Origin of the sequence: Paenibacillus assamensis DSM 18201 (genome assembly GCF_000422445.1) — a bacterium.
Lineage (GTDB): Bacteria > Bacillota > Bacilli > Paenibacillales > Paenibacillaceae > Paenibacillus_B > Paenibacillus_B assamensis.
Map to the genome: position 1 here is coordinate 413431 of NZ_AULU01000003.1, position 21560 is coordinate 434990.

The following is a 21560-nucleotide window of genomic DNA, read 5'->3' on the forward strand; positions in this document are numbered from 1 at the left end:
ATTATCATTATACTGAGACTAATAATCAATTCTATTATCTATAATATCGTCAATATTAATTGTAAAAACTGTATCACAAATTTATAAATATAAGTTATGCTACATACATAACAAAACAACAAATAAACAAGCACCTTACTTTTGAGGAGGAATTATAAATGTCTATTATCAAATGCCCAATCTCTGAATGTGTGAACTGGAAAGAAAACAACTGTGGAGCTTCCGTCGTACAAATCAAGCAAGAGAGTGCTGAGTGCCTAACGTTCGAAAAGAAAGAGAACAGAAAGTAAGTTAGAAACATCATTTGTCTTGGAGACCCAATCATCATGAAGAGTCATCCATATAAAAGCCCCTTCCTAATGCTGCAAGTTGTTATTCGTACATGTGAATGACAACGCACATAAGCGGGGCTTTTTTGCTTTCTTATATTAGCTTCTAATTTATGGAGCACACGTGCATCTCCTAATCTGCCGATAACATAACTATAAGGAGGTGTTAGCTAAGATGAATGTAGCTGCAATATCTGTTCGTATGAATCAGAACATGTTGTCCCAAGCCGTCAGCCTTCGGGTCACAAAGATGTCGCAAGACCTAGCCAAGCAAGCTGGTAACGATATGGTCCAACTACTGCAACAAAGTATGCAACCAAACGTAGGACGCACTATTGATATCAAAGTGTAAACGCTTATTTTTTCCGCATCCCTCCACACCCCTTTTGAATGCCATAACAAACAAAAATGCAATCTTTCACGTTCTAATCAATGTGACAAGCAAATACATATGGAAATGTACCATAAATAAAAAGTTGTGTGGAGGGAATTCCAAATGAACGAATTAGCTCGTGAATTTATTGCCAGTATTCGATCGGAGAAAGCACCTTTAGACGGACAAAAGCATCGCTCTAGTGGAAACTTTAGTACAGAGGTTCTTCCTCCAGGTACGAAACGCTTGCTTTGGGAAGTAGAAGGCGGCGGCGTAGATCCGTACGATATTTCATTCGATGTAAAAAGAGATGTCTCCGCTGGAACCGATCCTACGGAACTAGAAGGTGTGATTACAGGCAATGCATCTAGAGTGATATCAGCCCGCTCCTTATATATCGCTAATCCAAAAGGCGCACAGTCATCCTTCATCGTGAAAGTTTACGCAATCACGTAATTATAGCTCCCCATAGATAAATAAAAGGGCATGCCTCGCGTCTATATGACGCAGGCTGCCCTTTTTCTCGTATATAACTACTGCATCGCAATTGAAATTTTGTCATCCTGCTTCGACCAGTTTACTTTGGCACCAAGCGTCTCACTGACGAAACGCAGTGGAAGAAACGCGGTATCACCAGATATAAATGGAGCCGTTTGCAGCTTCACGGGCTTATCATTCACTTTCGTCTCTCCAGTAGCAAAGTTAATAGAGATGACGGTTGTCGTTTCATTGGCTTGCTTCTGCGTAATAAGAGCTTGCTTATTTTCGGCATTCCACTTAATTTCAGCACCCATGCTGCCAAATACAGAACGAAGCGGAATAAAGGCTTGGTCGTTGCGGACAATAACACCGTTCGTCAATGGTACGGACTTGCCATTCCATTCAACGACAATTGGCTTTTGTACAGGAACTGGCTTGTCATAACTAAACTCGTAAGTACCGTGTCCAAGCTGTGCGTGCTTGTTAATTCCCCATCCCCATAATGAGCCGTCTTTTTTCTCGAAAATGATATGTCGAGAACCAGAAGCTATTTGCACGACATCCTTCGCTAACAATTCGAACTTTGGATTGGATGGCATCTTCTCGCGTTGAATCGTTGTACGGAATACATCACCATTTTTCGTCCAAGCTAGCAAGTCTCGTTCAACAATGAAAGCCCCTTTAACTTCCGCAATCGTCTTAAGTTGAACAGGATTCACCCCTGTATCATACTTAGTACCATCCGAATATCCCGTTACGGTTCCACTTAAAAACCATAGTCTAGATTGCGAATCAATGGCTACTTGAGTATCGTAGTCCGCGTATATGCTTTCCATTTTTCCAACACCTTTTACAAGAGATGGAACAGCCTGTTCCACTGAGGATACCTGCTTAGGAAACGCCCATAACGAACCATTCTTTTGTAAAGCAAGATTGTTCTTAATCTCTACAATATCCTTAATTATCGGTACTTGATTGGCAGGAGTCGACTGATTCATTTTGCTCTGCCACACCGTGCCGTCTTTTTTCAATGCGAGCCAATATGACTCCTGACTCTTATTTGCAATATGATACGAATAATAACTGAGATCACTCACTTCCTTTAGCCCCTCTATCGGAACTAACAAATCGGATAGTGGTTTTTCCAAATCTTCGTTGTCTACGTTTAAATCATAGACTTGCCCTTTCTGATCAAGCAAAATGTATTTGTTATAGCCATTACCAATGACTTCTTTGACCCCATATAACCCCTCTATCGGAATAACTTCTTGTTCTCTTGAATCCGCGAAACTTTTTTGTAAAAAATATACGGAATGATCTTTCTTCACAATAAAAGTATTGTCTACGATATACGCCACATCTGATATGTCATGTACTTGCGTAGGAGCAGATTGCTGCTGTCCCCACACCCATACAGATCCATCCTTTTTAACAATCGAATTGGACTCAAAGTTAGTAATAGTAGACTTCACAACTGCGGGCGCAGCGTAAGCCGGAATTGCTGCTACTGATAACATAGATACAATGCTAAGGCCAGCTATCCATTTCTTTATCACGCGTTTGTCTCTCCCCTTCTGTGTTCAAATCTGTAGACGTCTTATGTAGTTTGACGCTCGAACAAATTAGAAAGTTTCACCAAATACATATTTTTGTAGAAAAATATATTTTTGTAGCACTCCCACATTCAGTCCCATAGCAGCAGAGAACACCAAAAAAGCCGACTATTTATGAAAATAGTCGGCTTCGCATAAAGTTAATCATCCTAAAAAACGTTTCCGTACATCAGGGGATGGCAGCATACAACTGTCTTTTTTCCCAAACCATTTATAGCGATTGCTAGCTATTTGGTCATACATAAGATCTCTTACCACCCTCGGCACAACAAGCAAATAATAAAGCAGCTTCCAGCCACCTTTCAAACCTTTGCAAATTCGAAGTGCCGCAGATGACTTAACGTAATATTTCTCATCTTGAATCAAAATGACGCTATCGATACGACTAGGCACGTTATACTCTTTCATAAGCTGCTGTCCTATTTCACTCTGAATAGCAGCAAATTTATATTGAGCTTGTGGATCTCGTTTAATAATGAATTGAACACTATGGTCGCAGAAGTTGCATTCCCCATCGAATAAAATGACGTTATTGAGCTTGTCCACTGTATTCATGGCAACCCACTCCTTTATATGGACAAATTATAACACCACATGCCAGAGCCGCTCAATGACCATAAACGCGCCTCTTGACCAACTGTTTTTGCCTCACAGATTATTATTCAAACCTTATCAAATGATGTGTCGCATTTCCAGTTCTGTTACAATTCTACCCACCGCTTCCGATACCGTCTCCATCTCGGTCATAATCGTCATTTCCGCAGCTTGAGGCTCTTCATAGGGTGCAGATATACCTGTAAAATGAGGGATTGTCCCGCTGCGGGCTTTTACATACAACCCTTTCGGATCACGGCGTTCACATTCAGCTAATGAGCAGCATGCATAAATTTCGATGTAGGGATGTTCACTCAAAATATGACGCGCCATCGCTCGATCCGCTTGATACGGAGAAATAAAAGCGTTAATGACAATGAATCCTGCGTCCGCAAACAACTTGGACACTTCTGCAATTCTCCGAATATTCTCCATCCGATCCTGTTCGCTGAAGCCTAAATCCCGATTCAATCCCATTCTGACATTATCACCATCTAGTACATAAGCTCTAACTCCACGATTATATAAACTTCTCGCCAATGCATTGGCCAAAGTAGATTTCCCCGCACCAGATAGTCCTGTAAACCAAATCACTCCGCCTTGATGTCCATTCAATAACTCTCTTTCGGTTTTGTTTACAGATGCAGAATGCCATTGTAGATGATTCTCGCTCGACCTATTGTCCATAACATGCAGCCACCTTTCGCGATGATGATAACAATGAGAGCAGCGTAGACCCGACCTGTCCTTCTCCAATCATTATACGCTGTTTGTAAGTGATGGTGCATGCTGATTGCACTTTATACGTATTTTCCGAGCAATTTTAGTGATTATGTTTTAAAAAAAGAAAGCACGGGTACATCTAAAATAACCAAGGCAACAACCATTCTTAAATTAATCTGGAGGTGCTACCAACATGAAAAAACAAAGAATAGTAGGCTATTATCATTCCGAATCTGAAGCAATTTCCGCAATTGAAGAGCTGAAAAGACAAGGGTATACAACCAATGAAATATCTATTATTAGTAAAAATAAGGAAGACACAACCGCTATAGCAAATGAGACAGGGACACAAGTAGCAGAAGGTGCAGCAACCGGCGCTGTAACTGGCGGCCTACTCGGTGGCTTCGGCGGACTACTTGCAGGAGTAGGTGCTCTCGCTATCCCCGGCATCGGCCCGATTGTTGCGGCAGGCCCGATTCTTGCAGGGCTAACAGGTGCGGCGGCTGGAGCAGGCGTGGGTGGACTCGCAGGCGCTCTTATCGGCTTAGGTTTACCAGAAGAAGAAGCACATGTGTATAGTGCGCACGTGAACGAAGGAAAGATTCTAGTTCTCGTTGATAACGATAAGACGATCTACTAATTGTACAAATTAACCATACTTTAATAGATGATTAAAAATATTAGGAGGTAATTATTATGACAGCAGTAAATGTAACCGTTGAAAATGTAAAACAAGCGAAATTGGAAGTGGAGAAGCTAGAAATGCAGGGCTATACAAGAGACCAAATTTATATTTTCGCACATTCTAAAAAAAGAGGCGAACACATTTCAGATGCACTGCATACCGAAGAAGTGGGAATGAGCGAGCAAGGCTTTATTGATAGCATGAAAAATATGTTTAACTCCCGCGGCGACGAGCTTCGCAACAAGATGGAAGCCGTAGGTTTATCCGCATATGAAGCAGATCGTGCGGAAGAGCAGCTAGATAGAGGCCGACTCGTTATCATTGCTAATAAGCATGTGTAATCGCGTTTCACATTTCACCTGATACACTCTACAACTATATCCATAAGAAAATTAATCTCGGGGCAGCTAAAACGCATTGCTCCGGGATTTTTTCATTCTATCCCCGTGGTTTTAAGTAATATATCTGATTCATCGATTCCCTCCGTGATACAGAGTTTTTGAATGTCAAAACTAGAACCACTATCCCAATATCACACTAAGCAAAAAGAACCGTTTCCAACATCTAGTTCATTCTGCTGTATGTCAATCTCATCTTATCCGGTGTTTACAATTAAAATAAGATTACAAATTATCGATTTAAGAGCGCAATGTGTACCGCAACAATTTTGCGGAAAATACAAAGCACCTTTGCGCCGCTCTGTAAACTTTAACATGTTACAATTTAGTTGGAAAAAATAAACTCTAAAGGAGAATGATGATGAAGAAACGAATTTTTCTGATTTTCGCGGCTTTAACACTCGTACTTACATCGCTAGTATCCGCAGCACCGAGCACAACAATTGTTGAAGCTGAGCACCAAGAACGTAATTCGAACGTTGTGTATCTTAATGGACAACCCGTTAATGTGAACGATACCATTATTGCAACACCAAATAATCAAGAACAACTAGTAGAAAAATACGGATTACAAAAACCTTCAGCAGATGCACAGCTTGTATCTATCCGCATTGTACACAACGACTCCCCTAGTAGCCTTCCAAATGAACAATCAGCAGAAAAAAACAACGCACCAATGAGTTTATTAGGCTACAGAATGGTTAAAAACAGCCCTCAGCTTGTTGATGGTTGGCAAGAAATAGCACGAGGTAAATACTTCTGTAATAGACCAAAAACTCAAACCTGCGATAATATTCAAATTGATGTTAATGCAAATCAGTCTGTTACTACCTCAATAAATACATCTTTCGGTGTTGGATATGATGATGTTATATCTGCTGAATTCGGGGTTTCGGTAGGCCATACAGTTGGTGTTGCCACTACTGTTAAAGCTTACGCGCCTCCAATACCTGGGGGTAGAACTTTTATCGCTGTAGGATACCCTATTTATCAATCCACTTTCTTTACCTTGTACAAAAAAGGAATTTTTTCAGATACATTACTTGGGACTGGTACGTTTCTACTGCCTCAACCTAGCTCAATCGCAGTAACGGACTGGATACAATAATTGGAATTCGGACCGCTGGATATATTTTTAGCGGTCCTTTTACTGTTCAAAACTTCTCCCTCCGCTTCCTTACGTCAAGCCCCTTCGTTTTATGGACTAATTCTGTTATATATGTAACTTCTCCGTCTTTTGTAAACTGCTAGCATTACTATTCTTTACTATTGGTTTATTCCGATGCAACAAAAATGCAAATACAAGTCCAATTAGAAGTGCAGGTACAAATTGAAGTGCATCAAATAAATCCGTCCTTACCATACCACTGTGTGCTGCATCTGAAAAAAAGGTGTATGCCCAATGAAATAATACTGCCGCAAACAAATTCTGATTTGTTTTGATATAGATATAGGTAAAAATGAAACAACAGCTCGTGATCGTTATCATGAAAGTAAAAAAGGACAGTTGGTGCTCATGATAATTCGTACCTACGATATAAAACAATGGCAAGTGCCATAAAGACCACACTAACCCAATGATTAAGCTCGCCATGTTAGGACTTACCATGTTTAACAATCTCTTTAAAGCAAAACCTCTCCAACCATACTCTTCGGATAATGGGCCTAGTATTAGCAACGGAAAAATAGTAGGTAGTACAGACAATAATGCAGCATAATGAAAGTTTCCACCCAAAGCTACATAGATAACTATCCAAGATACAGCAAAATAGGCTGCTGCTAGAACACTGACCAAAACCCATTTGAATCCAATTTTAACTCGAAACGCTTCCTTCATAAAGGATTTAACTCGTTGTTTACCTTCAAAAACGGCAGTAAGAATGATACCTATTATCGAAGGGACAAAGCCTCCCATGATGAACAATATAATGGCCCACACCGGTCCAACTGCTCCACCTTTAAAGCCGATAGTTGGAACTCCCCATAAAGCAAGCGGCCCCCAAAATACAAATAAGCTTAAGAAAATGGTAATGATGAAAAATACGATAACCTCTTTTACTTGCTTATTTTTCATACATAGTCCCCCAAGGAAATTTTAATTATTTAACTCCTAACATATGTACAACGGAGCAGGATATCATCTTAAACATCTGTCTGACATCAATAGGATTGGCATTGACGTTGTAACATCTTTGCATAACTACTTTATGAACGGCACCATCAATAGAGGTCATAATAAAAGTAAAGATATCATGCAGCGGAAAGAGAGCCTGAAACTCTGCCTTATTTACTCCCTTCGTTATCTCGTTAAACAGTGTGCTTATGAAATATTGACCATTTTCCTGTTCGGTGAGATTGCTTTTGAACTTTTCTACCTTTTCAGGGTGATTGGCATAATATACAGTAAGTTCAAATTGAAATTTACCCAGTGTAGCTGGACTATTATGAATATAATTTGCCAGAAAATCAAATAGAGCTTCGATGGTACGTACGGTTATATCTGTACTTGCAACTATCTCATCAATTTTATGCTTATAATTGTTTTTAGCTGTTTCTCTATTCAGTAGAGCGATAATCACTTCATCAATATCCCCAAAATATCGATATATCCCCCCTTTGCTTAATCCCGCTTCCTTAATCACATCCAGCATCGTCATTTCATATAGTGGTTTTTGTTGAAATACCACAAAGGCCGCATCTAAGATTTGCGTTTTCTTTTTATAAATATAGTCTTCATTTACTTTTGGCACGCGTCTCTCCCCTTTCTTAAAATGAGACAACTCTCATTTTTATATTCTCATCTTACTACCAATAACAGATAATGACAATACAAAAATAACCACCCCCTAATAAAATGATTAAGAAGTGGTTATTGTTCGATTTATTATGTATAGTAAAATGTCCTATTTGTTCTAAAATAAAAGGAGTTTTCGATAAACCTAGCGTCCATATACCGCTCTGGCTCTTGATGTTAATAACACTACGTTCTTATCGGCATCCAGTGTCACAGTCAATTCTATCTTGTTGTCTTTAATGAAGTAGTAGTTTTTATTTGTGCTGTCCCACTTCACTTCCATGTTCGCAATGTCCATATTGAATAATTCCTTAGCGAGCGGAGCAACCACTTCTTTAGCATCATTTTCCGTAATTTCCTTGTTGGTCGTTACCGCTTTACGCGTTTTGTGATATAAAGTAGTGATCTTTCCCTGCTCTATTTCAAGCAGTACGCTTTTATCTTCAAGTGTCCAAGTAAAGCGCCTTAGATTAGCAGCTGTTACTTCCAAATCATGATTGAATACCGTTTTGACAGCATTTATTGCCGTTTCCAGCATCTTCGGATCTAGCTCGTCCTTAGTAAACTTTATCTCAAATGCACTAACTGCATTTTTAGGCATTTTAGGATGATTCTCTTTGAAGAAATATACATCAAAATCTTTCCCTGTCAATTTATACGACAAAGGCACACCTAGCTTTTCTTTTTTACCATCATAGCTTCGCTGCACGATCACTTCTTTATCAAAGACGTATGTTTTATTGGAATAGGCTCCTTTCAGCACATTCAGAACTTTCTCCTGATCCTGTTTACTGATTTTATCTATTGATACTTTTTCATTAATTTCCCATATAAATCCACTTCCGATGTTAAAAAAGATAGCGTATTTTCCGTCTACTGATTCAACCTTTGCACTCGATGGGAATTCTGTCTTCTCACCGAAATTGTTCAGCTTGATCTCTTTCCCCGCATATTGTTTAATCGCTTTTTTCAACTTAACAGCCAGCTTGCTGTCTATCTGAACTTTCTTATTCGCTTGCTTCTTCTCTTGCGCCGCTTCGACTCCCGCAGGAATCAGGATTGCCACGCCAGCATACATACTAGATACGATCATAGTCGCCAGAATAGCTTTTTTTACATTCATATTACTACCTCCCATAGACTATTATTAATAACTACAAATGTAATTGATTATTATATATTATATCCTATGTCATATTATGTCAATATATACACAGAGAGCAATGATTTATAGGGACTATATACACTTCTCTGGAAGCTAATCATATATTCTCTCAACACAAAAACGACTGCTTACTATTAGAAGCAGTCGTTCTGATTATAGAAAAGCTCTACACGTTTTTTGACTTGTTTTTCATTGTTCGTTTGAATAGAAATTTGCTTTCATATTTTTCATATAGCTGTATGATGCTTTGTGTGACACTTCGTTTAGGGACTATTACATATATGAAAGTTGCAGACGCTAAGCTAATCCATATTCCTGTAAACACATCTAAAGGATAATGAACCCCAACCCATATACGGGAGATTCCGACTAGAACAGCTAACCATACCCATAACATTGACCAGCCTCTCTTAAACAGCCAGAAAGTAAAACAATAGGTAAAGAATAACATGGTATGATCACTTGGAAAAGAATTGTCTTTTTCTTTATGTACCAATGTATTCACGTCGTTTAATTCATAAAAAGGTTGGTAATTCGAGTGAAATACGCCAGAAATCTTCCCTATCGCAAAAGCACAGATGAAAGCGATTGATGCACAAAGAATCATCATTCTATTATCTTTATCTCTTGTAAACCAATAAACAAGAACAGTTAACGCAAGTAAAACAACCATATATTCAGCTATAAAAACAAATGCAGGATTCAAAAAAGGGAATTCTTTTCCTAAATCATTAATCCACCTAAACAATGAATGATTCACTTCTGAAATATCCAAACTCAGCACCATCCAATCTCTTTTTAGAACATAATAAAAAAAGATTAGATGCTCTCCCATCGAATCAACTTACATTGTTTAGATTGAGCTTACATGTTTGCAACATATAGCAGCCCCAAACATATGTGAACATTTTAGGTTTGTGAACCACCTTTCCAGATTTAGATAGCAGAATGTACTAATTATTTCAAAACGTCTATTCTCCTAAATATGCATTCTACTACTTAGTGACTACCCACAATGTTTCTATATGGCAGTAGCCTTTAATTTTCTCGTGTCACTATTAAACAAGCCGTAGGATCATAGCTTTGATCCTCGGCTTGTCAAAGTAATTACCTTTATTATTTTATATCGCGACTCCACTCAACATAATGAGTAGGTTCTTGATAAGATCCCTTATACGGACCGTATGTTGTCGTAGACTGCCTGCCTTCGGTCGTGAATGTGCCGTAATCTAAGAATCCCGTATAATAGTAAATTCTTGAGAGGAAACTTGAAGTTTCAGCCGGGCCATTCCAAGTTTCTTCTACCGTATAAGATCTTGATACTTCATTTGTTATACTTCCACTGATGGAATGCGATGCGCCTGATGGGACGGATACTCCCCCTGTGAGGGTTACAGACCTTAACGTTTTATGCGTGAAGTTCTTTGTGATTTTTTTTGTAGCTCCTCGTGCAACCGAAATTATTTGTTTGGCTGCTTCGGGATTATCACGGCTTGAAATTTTTTTTACAGTTGTCCATGATATTGAAGCCGTGTTTATTGGTTGTTCTGCCTCATGTACATTATGAATGGTAATAGTGCCATTGCCAGCTTGTTTCGCTATCGCGTCTAATTGTTTTTTTGAAACTTTCCCCACAGCTTTCGGGCTAATTTTTACTGTAACACGCTCACCTTCTACGAATGCAGTATGAACACTAGCGATAGATTCCTGAGAGTCTTTTGCTGATACATCCACTCCTAACATCGAAAAAGCTAAACAAAGTGACAATGCGAAACTGACAACTTTCTTCTTCAAAATACCACAACTCCTTAAAGGTTATTTATTTTAATATCCAGTACGAAATGTGATACTATATACTGGATAGAAAAACCAAAATAAATCCAGGGAAAGGATGCGATTGTATGAAATACTCTGTGGTGGGATTAGTTCTTATTGTACTCTCGGGTTTCTTACACACATTAGAGCGTGTAGCAGCTAGGGTAGGTTCATATATTGCAGTTATCGGACAACAAGGAGGGTATGACACTACGCCGACGTATCCTTCTATAACAGATAACATCTTCGTTTTATCATTTTTAGTAGGCGGAATCATTCTTCTCTTAATCTCATTACTCCAGAAAAAGTCAACGAATTCCACACTATAGTCTTCATTTCCATTTAGGAACATATTGAATAATGATGGTGACACTATGAAAAAAGTTTAGCGCTAGCCCTAGCTATTACATTACTGTTGTTTGGGATCACGGCTTGTGGTCAATCTAGTAATGATGTAGATGCAATACAGTTCTCATCATTAAGTGAAGCAACGGACTATGGACTGAAGTCTGAAAAAGCAAATTTGCTGTTAAGTAAAGAATTTAAAAATAAACATTACAGGCTGATTGAAAACCATGAAAAGCTCTTTGCTTTGGCGGTTATTAATAAGAGTGGAAACTCGTATGTGTGGAACAGAGAAACTACCTATTTAAGTACGCCGTCATATATAATGTTTCTTTACAATCAAGGTTTAGAAGATGAAGTAAATATAATAATTGGGAAAACAGATAAAAAAGCTAAAAAGGTTATACTCGATAATAAATTAGATGCTATAGAATTAGATGTCTATAATGGCTACTATATATGGTTTAATGTTCCTAAGAGTAACTATGCCTACAATGTAGAAGTGGTTGAATGACATGCTATTCACCAGCACTTCATTTGATTGGTTGTCCATGCCCCACAAGAACAAGCAAATACATCAATAAAAGTTTCTGCAAAGTCAAAACGTTTGTAATATGATTTTTTATAAATACAGCCGCATTTAGTGTAATAATGAGCTTTGTTCGTAGTATCTACATCATCTATCTCTTTTCCCACCAACTTGTGCAATAGACGTTTATTCTCATCAGAGAATAAATTTGTGCGTAAATTTATTAATCTCAGCTTCATTAGTAGCACACTCCCTTTGGTACTTAAGCAATATTTTGTCCAAATCTTGACTCATCTCAATTAACTGAGCATCGGTCAATTCTAAACCTTCTTGATAAGCCTTATTCATACGAAGTCGTAAATGTTCAATTTCCTCAAGCATCAATTATCACCTACGTTAAGTACGAAATAACGTTGATGGAGTGAACCTCCCCTTATTCACCCCATCATCTATCAATGCAAGTCCTCTTCCCCTTTGCCCATTATTAAATTAACACAGGTTTCCACAAAATCCGCTAAATAAGTTTATTGACAAATTAAAACAGACACCACTTGATGGTGTCTGTTCAGGGGTAAGAGGACTTTCTTTTTACTTGCTGATTATCCAAGGATAATCAGTACCAAACGTCGTGACCGAATCTGTAATACTAGGAATAACAGGTAAAATCAAGAAGAGCGCAAGAATCATTTTTGCAACTTTATTTTTCACACACAATCTCCTCCTTCTTGAATCGATCATAGTAGTGTTCCACTTCAACTACCGTTTCTACATCTACTATGAGTTTGTTATTTCTATATAGATAAAACATTAACTGCAAGCATTCACGCTCGTTGTCAATGTCATCTATCTGAGAGTATTCGTATGCCCCGTCCATATAAAAATTGAGCGCTTGATTAATATCGTTTATTTGAGTATAGAAATCCCCTTGAAGTTTATAAAACCACGCTAACTCTCTTCTTCTAATTGGAGTTGCAAACGTCAAATCATTTATTTTATCTTCCAACGCCAAAAGAAGCTCTTCGACTTTCGAAGTCTTCTTATCTAAAAGTAAAAAAGAAATGTACTCATTTGCCACATGGGCAATAAAGCCTTCAGAGCAAGTCACAAGACAATCTTGAAACTGTAATTCTGCAAGCTCCTTGTTTCCTTTTTTCGAATTGAGCAATGCTACATATAATTTATCGTTGTCGGAGGTTTGGGAGGAATTTTGTTTTTGACATTCAATCGAGTACTCTTCTGCTAAATCAAGATTACCAAGATATAAATGGGAGTCTCTCAACATTCCATACGCGTAAGATTTCTCTATGTTTCCATGGGAAGCGTCATCCTGTACGATCACATTGCAATGTTTGATAGTTTCATTATGAAGCTGCAAAGTAAAAGCGTGGACAGCGAGTTTATAGTACAATGTAAGTCGCTCTTTGGGAGGTAGGAATTCTACGTACTTCAAAACATATTCTCCTGATTCGTATGTCTGACGGAGCTTCGTGAAGTCATTTCTTTCAACAAGATACATTTGATAAAGTGACCTTGTTAAGAAACGCATAATACCGTGACTACGTGAATAGTCGAGAATTGTTTTATATATTGCATGTTTAATCGAGGTGTTCTTGGCAAGTTCGGCAGTATTGTAAATTTCCTCTACTGCATCATAACTATCAGAAGCTAGTTTAAGATAGGTTAATATTATCTTTCGGACGAGGTTTGTACTGTTATCATGTACGGTTATGGATTCTTTGAATATTCCAAACATAGTGTCTGCATTTTTCTCAAGATCTATATAAATATTGATGTACTCATTGTAAGGTATCTTCAATACAGACGCAATAGATTTAATCGTGCTGTATTCAGGTTTCTTACGCCTTCCATTCTCAATTTTAGATATCGCACCTTTAGATAATTTAGTCTCAATTGCTAAATCATGAAGGGTCAAACCTAATTTTAACCTGTGGTGTCTGATCATGTCTGCAAGTGAAAAAATTGAATCATTCATCTCACATTCACACCCTTATTTTAATAAAAATCAACATCGAATTAACTTTGAGATCGTAATATGAATGTCTAAGGTGAGATTAAACACATGTCAGTTTCGAAGTGAATTACTTGGGGAGTTTTACAGAAACTTATCCTACGAAAGATTATTTTAACATAATTTTACCAGCTGTCAATACAGATCAATTATAGTTTCATGTAAAAAAAAATAAATATAAGGAATTAGAAATGCAAGCGTTTAAACATTTCATCGTATTGCATTTCTAATTCAGTGGGCTTATATAAATTTTTAAAAATTACACTTTGATTGATAGTTCCACGCCCCATTGTCATACTTTCAAACCTACAATCATCAAGAAATCTTAAAATACGAACTTTAACAATAAAAAAAAGACCACTCCATAAAAAGTGATCTTTTTGTAATTCAGAACAGTGACTGCTTCATAAATTCCCGTTCCATTGGAACGAAAATTCACTGCTAGGCACATGACGCACAAGGCTTTTCAGCCTTATTACATCATACCTCCCATATCAAGCATAGCTGGTTTGTTCTCTTCTGGCTTATCAGCGATTGCCGCTTCAGTAGTCAAGAACATAGCTGCAACGGAAGCAGCGTGTTGCAATGCAAATCGAGTTACTTTTGCAGGGCCTACGATACCTGTTTCAAGCTTTCTGAGTATTTTCATCACAGTTATTAATAACAAATCTAGAGCAATGACTACTTCTCGCATTCATGCTCACAGTTACATTGTAAAGTGGTGATTGCTTTACGTAAACAATCTCTTCAAACCTTACCTTAACTCACTAGTAACCCACTAATTCGGATCAAAAAAACTCTCTATCATCGACTAGCTAAAGCCATCTAATTCTACTTGCCCTCATTTTTTCTGTCCAACTAAGTGTAGCCGATCCAAGATGCTTCCTTAAGTCATTAGTTCATATCTGTAAGTTCATTTTGAGACAAGTCCACTAGACCATGTTTACCACTCAGAAAAGTATACTTAGTATACTTATCAACTTTTTCAGGTGGAGTATTCTCCACCAAGATAATTTGATGATTATCACTTAACTCGATTAAAATTTCATATAATTCCTGATAAACCTCTGGATCATTTATTTTACTTTTCTCATCAAGTATAGATTTAACTTCTTCCTGAGTAACTGTTTTCTCTACATCTAATTTTTCTTCTTCCTGATCATTCTTTTTCAACGTTCCAAAATATTTACTGATAGAATCCAATAATAAAAAACCAGGATGACCGAGAGCATAATTTTCCACTTTACTTATTAATATGGCTCCTAAGTATGACAATTGCATACATTCTAATAATCCGCCACTTTCATGTACATATACACTCGCACCTTCAAAATAAGGAATATGACTTTCGACATCTATATAAGTCGCGCCATCTGTATTATATTTCAATCTATACATTATTTTTTTATATTCTTTATCAAGAAAACTAAAGACTTCTTCTTTGTACTCTTCATTAACCTGTAGATCATTAAGTTCATTTTTATAACGTAGAGCCGTAGCTTCTAATCCAATAATATGATTTTTTTTCTCATCAATTTTATGATGAATTCTCAGTCCCTCTTTAATCATTTCATGATCTTTAATAAGTCTATTTATCATTACATTTATACTATCGATTTGAGAAAGGAAAGGGACATCAGTTTCTTTTGTGAATTCCACTATTGCTTCATTAAATAGATTTTGCTTTTTTGTTAGCCTCTTAATATGGATATCCATTTCTTCAATATTCTTCATTTCATGCTTCATCAAATTTGTTACAAGTACTATTTTATTTGTAATTTCTTTTTTTACGTTGCGCAACATTTTTTCTGAATTCTTACTTTCACCCTCTACCTCACTGGTAGTATTCACTACATTTGAGTTACAAAGAGGGCATTCAATTTGTTGTTCTGATATCACTAGTTTATAATTCACTTCCAAAGTTGCATCTACTTCAGCCTGCTCAATGTTGTACTCTTCCAATAATAATTTTTTAGAATTAATAGATAGCTGTATTTGCTTCTTTTTACTTTGATAATCATAGATCTCATTTGTTATTAATTCTAGATCTTTTTTGAGCTTGATATACATCTCATTCTCATTATTACTGTTAGATTTACTATTACTAATAATAGCTGTTTTAATTTTCTTTTGTTCATCAATACTTTCAATAAATTTATCTGACTTTGCTTGTAACCCAATTCGATCCTCAGCATCTTTATCTTTCAGATATGAGACCAGTCCTGATATATCTTTTTTTGTCTCTTCAATTTCATTCTCTGTTCTGACCAAACTATCACTTAATTCATTTTTATCAGCTTCAACTAAATTAAACATAAGTTTGAAAGCGTGAGGATTTTTATATCGTTTGAATGCATCAATATTCTGTAAGAAGTTATTAGTTCCCAACTCATGTTGGTGTATATACACATATCTAAATATGTCCCTGAAAGAAATACTCTCTATCTCTTTTTCATTACTATGTTTTTTATTTTTGATTAGTTTATACTCATTTATATTTAGCTTTCTCATTAAAAACTTCATTGCCTCTTTAATCCCAAATACTCTAGGTGTATAAGTATCAAGCTCTTCGAATGCACAGAAATATATACTTATTTTAGTCTGATTTTCTTTGATTGGTCGCCTAAGAGTGATTACCTCATCATTGATTTTCATTTCAAGAAAGACCTCATCACAATGCGATGCTAATTCTTTTTGAACTGACAAATCAATCTTTCCACTCTTTCCAAAACAATAATCTATTAAACTAAGTACTAGTGATTTTCCTGAGGTCTTTTCACCACTAATGATAGTAAGTCCCTCATTAAATTCTATTGTCCTTCTATACATCAGCCCTTGAATAATTAATTTTCTTATAAGTATACGACTCACTGTTGCACCCCCTTTATTACTTTCTGATTACTAACTGTGAATTTAACACTATTAATAGCATCTATGTAGTTATTTTTAAGTACATCAAAAAATCCCGAATCAATTGCTTCATAAAACTCTTTTCCAGTTGGTTTTAATTCGACTTTCATAGAATCAATTTTATCAACAACTTGACCTCTAATTTCAATGAATTGAAGGTGTACCATTTTGAGAAGAATTTCATTAAGCTTAGTCTGAAAACGAAAATACATATTTGGAGAAGGGATTGAGCCTTTCATATTTCCTTCATTACTATTAAATAGTTGGATCAGATCAAAATTAATAAGACTATAATAAAACATGATTTCTGACACTTTTCTTGGCTTATGATTCTTTGATGCAAAAGCATTCATTAAACATAGAATTTTCATTATGTCTAATTTCTCATTATTAAATAAAAGTTCAATAGAGTGAGGAACTGACGTCATTTTATTTTTCTGTTTAGTCTGGTTTCTCATCAAATCGTTCCTTTCCCCACCAAACATCCATTTCTTCATCCTCAGCTAATAGGTGAATGAACCCTCTGTTTTCATTTTCATCAGACTTATTGTTTTCAAATAGTTTTTCATACCTTCCAAAATCAAATTTTTTCAAACTTTCATGAATTACTTTCACAAAGGCACTACTATCACCATGTTTCTCATATGCATCAATAAATAACACCTTATATTGGGTGAATACCTTACCTAATAACGCGTCTATAATTTCTAAAGACATGCCAGTCTTTTTCAAAGCACGAATATATTCTTCGGAAGCTACATAAAAAATTGAACTTAATTCAATAATAGATTCATCAACATTTTCGAGTTTTAGTTTTTTATAAAACAGGTTTCCCTTCAAATTTTTTTTAAAATGGGCTAAACCTGCACCAAGAGCAACTGAGTTAATCAAATCATCAGCTTTACTCTCCACCTCATGAATATTTTCTGAAGTATAGCCTGATAAATTTTCACTTAAATAATTTAAGATTCTTCTTATCTCAGCCACATGTGAGGAACCACTTGTATCATACGGAATAGTAATTAGCCCGTATTCATCTCGTAGTTCTCTCACTCTATCTTGGGTAGGATTATTCAAAAGAATATAGTGCATCCCATTAAAATATTCTTTATAGTCTTTGATTAAATCACTCACAAATTTATCATCAAATGAAAAACCCATGAACAATAAATATTTACTACTTGTTACCGCTTTTAGTAATTCACCATACTTCTCATTTTGATAAAGTGATTCGTAACTACTTCTGCTTAAGACTATAGAACCCGGATTAGATGTGTACCCGTGAAGATGACAAATTCGTTTTTCATCAAACATGTCTTGAGTACTAAAATCCAATTCCTTTAGCAAAATTGGAACTGTATCACACTTTATATGTTCATAAAGGAGATTTTCATAGTTAGTTGTCAGGTAAAGAGAAAAATTTTCTTTTGCCAAATCAGAATAATTGTGAAGGCTCACATCCTCCACTTGAATTCTTTTTTCTTTTATCAATTTCACAATTGTTTTTTGAATATCTTGATCCGCTAAATTTGCATATTTTTTTAATTGATCAATTGCACCCCAGTAATCATAGTTCTCAAGGTGCCAATCAACAGAACTCCTTAACAGTGATTCTATTTTTCCTTTTGCGTATGTGTCAGTAATATTCTTGATTAATTCAGTCCAAGTTGGAATTTTAAAAGGCGTGGATAATCCTGCTCCTATAAAAGGAACTATTTTCTTTCCACGGTAGGCTTCTTTCAGTAGTTCTAAGTTACCATCCATTTTTGATTCCCTCATTCTACAATATGATAAAATATTTACTTTCCTGTCGTTATCTGCTGTATTTCATTATATCTTTTCCAACAATTTACCACCATTATAAATCGTAATATTTATTTACTTCATGAAAAAGAAACTATAGGCATGAATCGCTGCACTGTCGATCGCAACATGGCTGCCGTCGATGATGCCTTCTTCCTTACATTGCGCAACCAGATCGTCAAATAAACGTTTAGCCAGCCCTTTGTTGGTTAATTCAGCGAACACGCGGCTTAATGGAGCTTCACGGTCCAGCGGTAGCCCACATTGGTAACGAAAGCGAAGGTCGACATCCAAACGACGGTGCAAACCAGTAAAGGTATCGATATTCTCAAGCGGTGCAGCAAGTAACGCACTCAGAATCCCTTGCCTGCAATGACCGTCCGCACCACGGGGTGAACGACTCCTCAATTCTTTGGCATAAGGTCGCAAATCCAGTGCACTGAAAAAGATAGGCAGTCGTTCCTTAGATTCAATTTTTTGAAGCTCCTCAAAGAAAAATAGACTTTCTTGGAGAATATACATAGTGACTTCACTCCCTTGGATTTTCTCGTTTGGTCACTTGAAAACTTCTCCAAGTTGGGTGAAGTCCTTTTTTTGTGCTCAAAAACCTTTGTAAAGCAAGGACTAAGATTTATGCAAAATGCTCAATTATCAGTCTTCACAACACCAACTCCTCTACATTTTTGTCTAGATTATTCATTAATCTTTATACTACTTACATTAGGAATATATAAGTACTCATCCGTAACATCATAATTTCAAGCATCAATTCCTTTATTGTTTCATAGACTCTGTCCAGCTAATCTACAACGTGCAACTTGAACTTTTCCAGGCACATTAAACCGCTTCCTCACTTCGTTCTATTTCAATATCGCCAGAAATGAAATTATTATCTTCGAAATTTTTCTTAAAAGATTTGTTTACTTTCATTTTAATAGCTTCTAAGATATACTTTACTTCTTCGTTTAAATCATTATCTTTAAGTTCATCTATGGGGATATTCTCGTAAGCAATAAACGATTCAAGCTTTCTCAAATTTTCGAGCCATTTTTCCTCGTCAAATACTTCAGCATTATCTTCAAACTCTGAATATTCATCTTGAGTATCATTTTCATCAACTGTGTATTCAGTGATTTCAATCAATGAACTTTCATCAATTTTATTACAATACATTTGATATAACATTGAAACAACCGTAACTCCTGATGCGATATATATCTCATATGGGCTGTTATGAGTTACGCTCTTTAAATCAATTTGGGTATTATCATTCCCCTCTTTTTTTATAAAGTTTATTGCTAAAATCTCTACCGACTTTGTTTCTTCGTTGAAAATCCCAATTATTGGTCTATGAATATCATTGAACTTTCTATAAAACTTAAACATGAGATTCTCAAACAATCTTTTATACCTTTTCATTTTTAATTTCCCATCAATATGCATATCTGAAAAAAATTGTTCGATTTGTTCAAACTCATTTTTTTCCACATTAAAAGAAGCATACTTTTGATTAACTTCTTTTATTTTCTCAAGTACCTTATTAAGTACCTCCGCTCTATCCTCATCTGATAATTCGATGGATCGAGCATTAAGATCATCCATGAAAGTACTAACATTTAACTCCTTATTGTTGGAGGAAAGAACATCAGTTATATATACATGTAATCTTTCCTTATACAGTTTAATTCGAGACTTATTTAATAATGTGTAAGAGTAAGAAAATAATTCGAATAACAACGAAATCGCTGTTATGTCTTTATTAGGATATAGTGAGATAAAGTTCCCCAGATGATATGTAAACTTTGCTCCCCTCTGTGTTAACAAACAATTCTCATTCAGATTGGAGTAGCTACGATGTATATTAAATGACTTTTCAAACAACAAAATATTTTCCGGCTTCACTCCAATCTCGAATCTGTTGCTTAGTTCTTTTAGTAACTCTTTTTTGTAATGTAGAGTAGTTATCTTTTCAATAAAATCTGTTATTCTCCAAGGCTTTACGTACCCAACTTCCTCTTGCTTAAATTTGATATTGTACCTTTGATTATTCATTTTCGTGTTTCTCCCCCTCATATTTTTTAATCATTTCCCCCATAACGTTAGTTGTGTGATTAAGCTTTTCGATAAGCGACCGATTTTGTGCATGAAGTTCAATATATTTTTCTTTTAGTTCGATATATTTCTCATCTTTATTGTTTATTTTATTTTTTAGGTTTGATATTTCGTCGTTCAAGTCTTTAATTTTATTCGCATCCGCTCGCGACCTATTTTCCGAATATTTTCTACCCAAGACAATAGTTCCAATCGTCGCAGCTAAAGCAATTAGAAGAACTGCATTTGAATCAATTTTTAACATATGAAATTTAATGTCTTCGTACCAAGTAAAGCCTGAACCTATAATCGCCAATAAAAAATAAATTCCCCCAACAGTAATCATTAGAAAATTGATCGCTTTTGATATTGCTTTATACACATTTCTGTTTATTGAGCCAGTGCAAATACCTGCTATTGTAAAGAAAAGAGCACTAACATTAAGACATGTAGCTGCATATTCATCTAAGAAGAAAATGTCAAGTTGCATTAAAACTCCTAAACTTATAAGCAGAAATACAATTAGGTAGTACACTGTCCTCCTCCTTTCACGTAATCATAGGGCAGAGCCTAGTTATCAAATATCACTAGTGCTAAATTACTATTTCGGCTCCTCTTAATATTAGCATATAATGGGTATGAATGATTATTTTCAAATAATCATTCATTAATTTGTAGCATAACACTTCGTGGAACAACATTATTATTGCAGGGAAGAAAGAGAGTTTTATCATACATTCTAGATTGATTCCACCTTCTCTTTGTAATCAATTATACAAAGTCACTCCCTTAAACCACTGCTTAATCCAACGGTCCAAGGCAGATACGCTCAGCTCGCACTCATCTACAATAGTTGCTCTTGGCTTCCCATTCTCGAATAATTG

Annotated in this window: 23 protein-coding genes and 2 pseudogenes; 7 read left to right on the forward strand and 18 right to left on the reverse strand. The window is 36.0% G+C overall.

Annotated elements, in window-relative coordinates; genetic code table 11:
- The first annotated feature begins 158 nt into the window (after positions 1-158).
- The 3 genes from H580_RS25710 (at position 159) to H580_RS0101750 (ending at position 1158) form a co-directional block, all read left to right on the forward strand.
- Positions 159-290: a DUF1540 domain-containing protein gene (locus H580_RS25710; protein WP_084508819.1), complete on the forward strand. Its 132-nt coding sequence runs from the start codon at positions 159-161 to the stop codon at positions 288-290.
- A gap of 214 nt (positions 291-504) precedes the next feature.
- Positions 505-681 carry a YjfB family protein gene (locus H580_RS25715; protein WP_084508821.1) on the forward strand — a complete coding sequence of 59 codons (177 nt, stop codon included), beginning with the start codon at positions 505-507 and terminating at the stop codon, positions 679-681.
- A gap of 144 nt (positions 682-825) precedes the next feature.
- Positions 826-1158 carry a hypothetical protein gene (locus tag H580_RS0101750; protein ID WP_028593264.1) on the forward strand — a complete coding sequence of 111 codons (333 nt, stop codon included), beginning with the start codon at positions 826-828 and terminating at the stop codon, positions 1156-1158.
- A gap of 77 nt (positions 1159-1235) precedes the next feature.
- Here the strand turns inward: H580_RS0101750 and H580_RS0101755 are convergent, their stop codons facing one another.
- From H580_RS0101755 to cysC, 3 genes are all read right to left on the reverse strand, one after another.
- Entirely contained in the window at positions 1236-2738 is a 1503-nt protein-coding gene (locus tag H580_RS0101755) for a stalk domain-containing protein (protein WP_051217145.1), read from the reverse strand.
- A gap of 201 nt (positions 2739-2939) precedes the next feature.
- Positions 2940-3350, reverse strand: coding sequence for a thiol-disulfide oxidoreductase DCC family protein (locus tag H580_RS0101760; protein WP_028593266.1), 411 nt, complete (start codon positions 3348-3350; stop codon positions 2940-2942).
- 117 nt (positions 3351-3467) lie between these two features.
- Positions 3468-4076 (reverse strand): adenylyl-sulfate kinase, encoded by a 609-nt coding sequence (cysC, locus tag H580_RS0101765; RefSeq protein ID WP_028593267.1) that lies wholly within the window; start codon positions 4074-4076, stop codon positions 3468-3470.
- Between the two features lie 229 nt (positions 4077-4305).
- Here cysC and H580_RS26775 point away from each other — a divergent pair, with 229 nt between their 5' ends.
- The 3 genes from H580_RS26775 (at position 4306) to H580_RS0101780 (ending at position 6303) form a co-directional block, all read left to right on the forward strand.
- The gene (locus H580_RS26775) at positions 4306-4752 is read left to right on the forward strand and encodes a general stress protein (protein ID WP_028593268.1); all 447 of its coding nucleotides are present in this window, start codon (positions 4306-4308) and stop codon (positions 4750-4752) included.
- A gap of 56 nt (positions 4753-4808) precedes the next feature.
- Positions 4809-5138, forward strand: coding sequence for a YflT domain-containing protein (locus H580_RS0101775; protein WP_028593269.1), 330 nt, complete (start codon positions 4809-4811; stop codon positions 5136-5138).
- A gap of 418 nt (positions 5139-5556) precedes the next feature.
- Positions 5557-6303: a hypothetical protein gene (locus tag H580_RS0101780; protein WP_028593270.1), complete on the forward strand. Its 747-nt coding sequence runs from the start codon at positions 5557-5559 to the stop codon at positions 6301-6303.
- 105 nt (positions 6304-6408) lie between these two features.
- Here the strand turns inward: H580_RS0101780 and H580_RS0101785 are convergent, their stop codons facing one another.
- The 5 genes from H580_RS0101785 to H580_RS0101805 all read right to left on the reverse strand — a co-directional run bounded on the left by H580_RS0101785 (position 6409) and on the right by H580_RS0101805 (position 10948).
- A complete protein-coding gene (locus tag H580_RS0101785) occupies positions 6409-7269 on the reverse strand; it encodes a CPBP family intramembrane glutamic endopeptidase (protein WP_028593271.1) in 861 nt (286 codons plus the stop codon).
- Positions 7270-7294: 25 nt separating this feature from the next.
- On the reverse strand, positions 7295-7945 hold the full coding sequence (locus H580_RS25295; RefSeq protein ID WP_051217146.1) for a TetR/AcrR family transcriptional regulator: 651 nt from the start codon (positions 7943-7945) through the stop codon (positions 7295-7297).
- A gap of 189 nt (positions 7946-8134) precedes the next feature.
- Complete coding sequence (locus tag H580_RS0101795; RefSeq protein WP_028593272.1) at positions 8135-9112, reverse strand: hypothetical protein; 978 nt, start codon at positions 9110-9112, stop codon at positions 8135-8137.
- A gap of 208 nt (positions 9113-9320) precedes the next feature.
- Positions 9321-9941, reverse strand: coding sequence for an undecaprenyl-diphosphatase (locus H580_RS0101800; protein ID WP_281167944.1), 621 nt, complete (start codon positions 9939-9941; stop codon positions 9321-9323).
- Positions 9942-10270: 329 nt separating this feature from the next.
- On the reverse strand, positions 10271-10948 hold the full coding sequence (locus H580_RS0101805) for a hypothetical protein (protein WP_028593274.1): 678 nt from the start codon (positions 10946-10948) through the stop codon (positions 10271-10273).
- A gap of 436 nt (positions 10949-11384) precedes the next feature.
- Here H580_RS0101805 and H580_RS0101815 point away from each other — a divergent pair, with 436 nt between their 5' ends.
- A complete protein-coding gene (locus tag H580_RS0101815; protein WP_028593276.1) occupies positions 11385-11828 on the forward strand; it encodes a hypothetical protein in 444 nt (147 codons plus the stop codon).
- A gap of 8 nt (positions 11829-11836) precedes the next feature.
- On the opposite strand, the gene H580_RS26335 is transcribed toward H580_RS0101815, so the two are convergent.
- The 10 genes and pseudogenes from H580_RS26335 to H580_RS0101865 form a co-directional block, all read right to left on the reverse strand.
- Positions 11837-12082, reverse strand: coding sequence for a hypothetical protein (locus H580_RS26335; RefSeq protein ID WP_169449335.1), 246 nt, complete (start codon positions 12080-12082; stop codon positions 11837-11839).
- The gene (locus H580_RS26940) at positions 12039-12224 is read right to left on the reverse strand and encodes an aspartyl-phosphate phosphatase Spo0E family protein (protein WP_036604296.1); all 186 of its coding nucleotides are present in this window, start codon (positions 12222-12224) and stop codon (positions 12039-12041) included. Before H580_RS26940 ends, H580_RS26335 begins: the two co-directional genes overlap by 44 nt.
- Positions 12225-12540: 316 nt before the next feature.
- Positions 12541-13836: a helix-turn-helix domain-containing protein gene (locus tag H580_RS0101830; RefSeq protein ID WP_028593277.1), complete on the reverse strand. Its 1296-nt coding sequence runs from the start codon at positions 13834-13836 to the stop codon at positions 12541-12543.
- A 511-nt stretch (positions 13837-14347) separates the two neighbouring features.
- Positions 14348-14503, reverse strand: a pseudogene (locus H580_RS0101835) (TCP-1/cpn60 chaperonin family protein); the annotation flags it as partial.
- 263 nt (positions 14504-14766) lie between these two features.
- Entirely contained in the window at positions 14767-16743 is a 1977-nt protein-coding gene (locus H580_RS0101840; protein ID WP_028593279.1) for an SMC family protein, read from the reverse strand.
- The gene (locus H580_RS0101845; RefSeq protein ID WP_245583459.1) at positions 16740-17267 is read right to left on the reverse strand and encodes a hypothetical protein; all 528 of its coding nucleotides are present in this window, start codon (positions 17265-17267) and stop codon (positions 16740-16742) included. The genes H580_RS0101840 and H580_RS0101845 overlap by 4 nt, the downstream gene beginning before the upstream one ends.
- Complete coding sequence (locus tag H580_RS0101850) at positions 17224-18546, reverse strand: ABC-three component system protein (RefSeq protein WP_028593281.1); 1323 nt, start codon at positions 18544-18546, stop codon at positions 17224-17226. The genes H580_RS0101845 and H580_RS0101850 overlap by 44 nt, the downstream gene beginning before the upstream one ends.
- 135 nt (positions 18547-18681) lie before the next feature.
- Positions 18682-19107: pseudogene (locus H580_RS22980) on the reverse strand (transposase); the annotation flags it as partial.
- Positions 19108-19422: 315 nt separating this feature from the next.
- Positions 19423-20637, reverse strand: coding sequence for a hypothetical protein (locus H580_RS0101860; RefSeq protein WP_028593282.1), 1215 nt, complete (start codon positions 20635-20637; stop codon positions 19423-19425).
- A complete protein-coding gene (locus tag H580_RS0101865) occupies positions 20630-21211 on the reverse strand; it encodes a hypothetical protein (RefSeq protein WP_028593283.1) in 582 nt (193 codons plus the stop codon). The genes H580_RS0101860 and H580_RS0101865 overlap by 8 nt, the downstream gene beginning before the upstream one ends.
- Between the last annotated feature and the right edge of the window lie 349 nt (positions 21212-21560).

Coding starts and splice junctions, on each gene's coding strand:
- H580_RS26940 (WP_036604296.1), bottom strand. CDS start 12,224: ATGCTTGAGGAAATTGAACATTTACGACTTCGTATGAATAAGGCTTAT.
- H580_RS0101780 (WP_028593270.1), top strand. CDS start 5,557: ATGAAGAAACGAATTTTTCTGATTTTCGCGGCTTTAACACTCGTACTT.
- H580_RS25710 (WP_084508819.1), top strand. CDS start 159: ATGTCTATTATCAAATGCCCAATCTCTGAATGTGTGAACTGGAAAGAA.
- H580_RS0101850 (WP_028593281.1), bottom strand. CDS start 18,546: ATGGATGGTAACTTAGAACTACTGAAAGAAGCCTACCGTGGAAAGAAA.
- H580_RS26775 (WP_028593268.1), top strand. CDS start 4,306: ATGAAAAAACAAAGAATAGTAGGCTATTATCATTCCGAATCTGAAGCA.
- H580_RS0101775 (WP_028593269.1), top strand. CDS start 4,809: ATGACAGCAGTAAATGTAACCGTTGAAAATGTAAAACAAGCGAAATTG.
- cysC (WP_028593267.1), bottom strand. CDS start 4,076: ATGGACAATAGGTCGAGCGAGAATCATCTACAATGGCATTCTGCATCT.
- H580_RS0101795 (WP_028593272.1), bottom strand. CDS start 9,112: ATGAATGTAAAAAAAGCTATTCTGGCGACTATGATCGTATCTAGTATG.
- H580_RS0101845 (WP_245583459.1), bottom strand. CDS start 17,267: ATGTTTGGTGGGGAAAGGAACGATTTGATGAGAAACCAGACTAAACAG.
- H580_RS0101800 (WP_281167944.1), bottom strand. CDS start 9,941: ATGGTGCTGAGTTTGGATATTTCAGAAGTGAATCATTCATTGTTTAGG.
- H580_RS0101750 (WP_028593264.1), top strand. CDS start 826: ATGAACGAATTAGCTCGTGAATTTATTGCCAGTATTCGATCGGAGAAA.
- H580_RS25715 (WP_084508821.1), top strand. CDS start 505: ATGAATGTAGCTGCAATATCTGTTCGTATGAATCAGAACATGTTGTCC.
- H580_RS0101760 (WP_028593266.1), bottom strand. CDS start 3,350: ATGAATACAGTGGACAAGCTCAATAACGTCATTTTATTCGATGGGGAA.
- H580_RS0101860 (WP_028593282.1), bottom strand. CDS start 20,637: ATGAATAATCAAAGGTACAATATCAAATTTAAGCAAGAGGAAGTTGGG.
- H580_RS26335 (WP_169449335.1), bottom strand. CDS start 12,082: ATGAAGCTGAGATTAATAAATTTACGCACAAATTTATTCTCTGATGAG.
- H580_RS0101830 (WP_028593277.1), bottom strand. CDS start 13,836: ATGAATGATTCAATTTTTTCACTTGCAGACATGATCAGACACCACAGG.
- H580_RS0101785 (WP_028593271.1), bottom strand. CDS start 7,269: ATGAAAAATAAGCAAGTAAAAGAGGTTATCGTATTTTTCATCATTACC.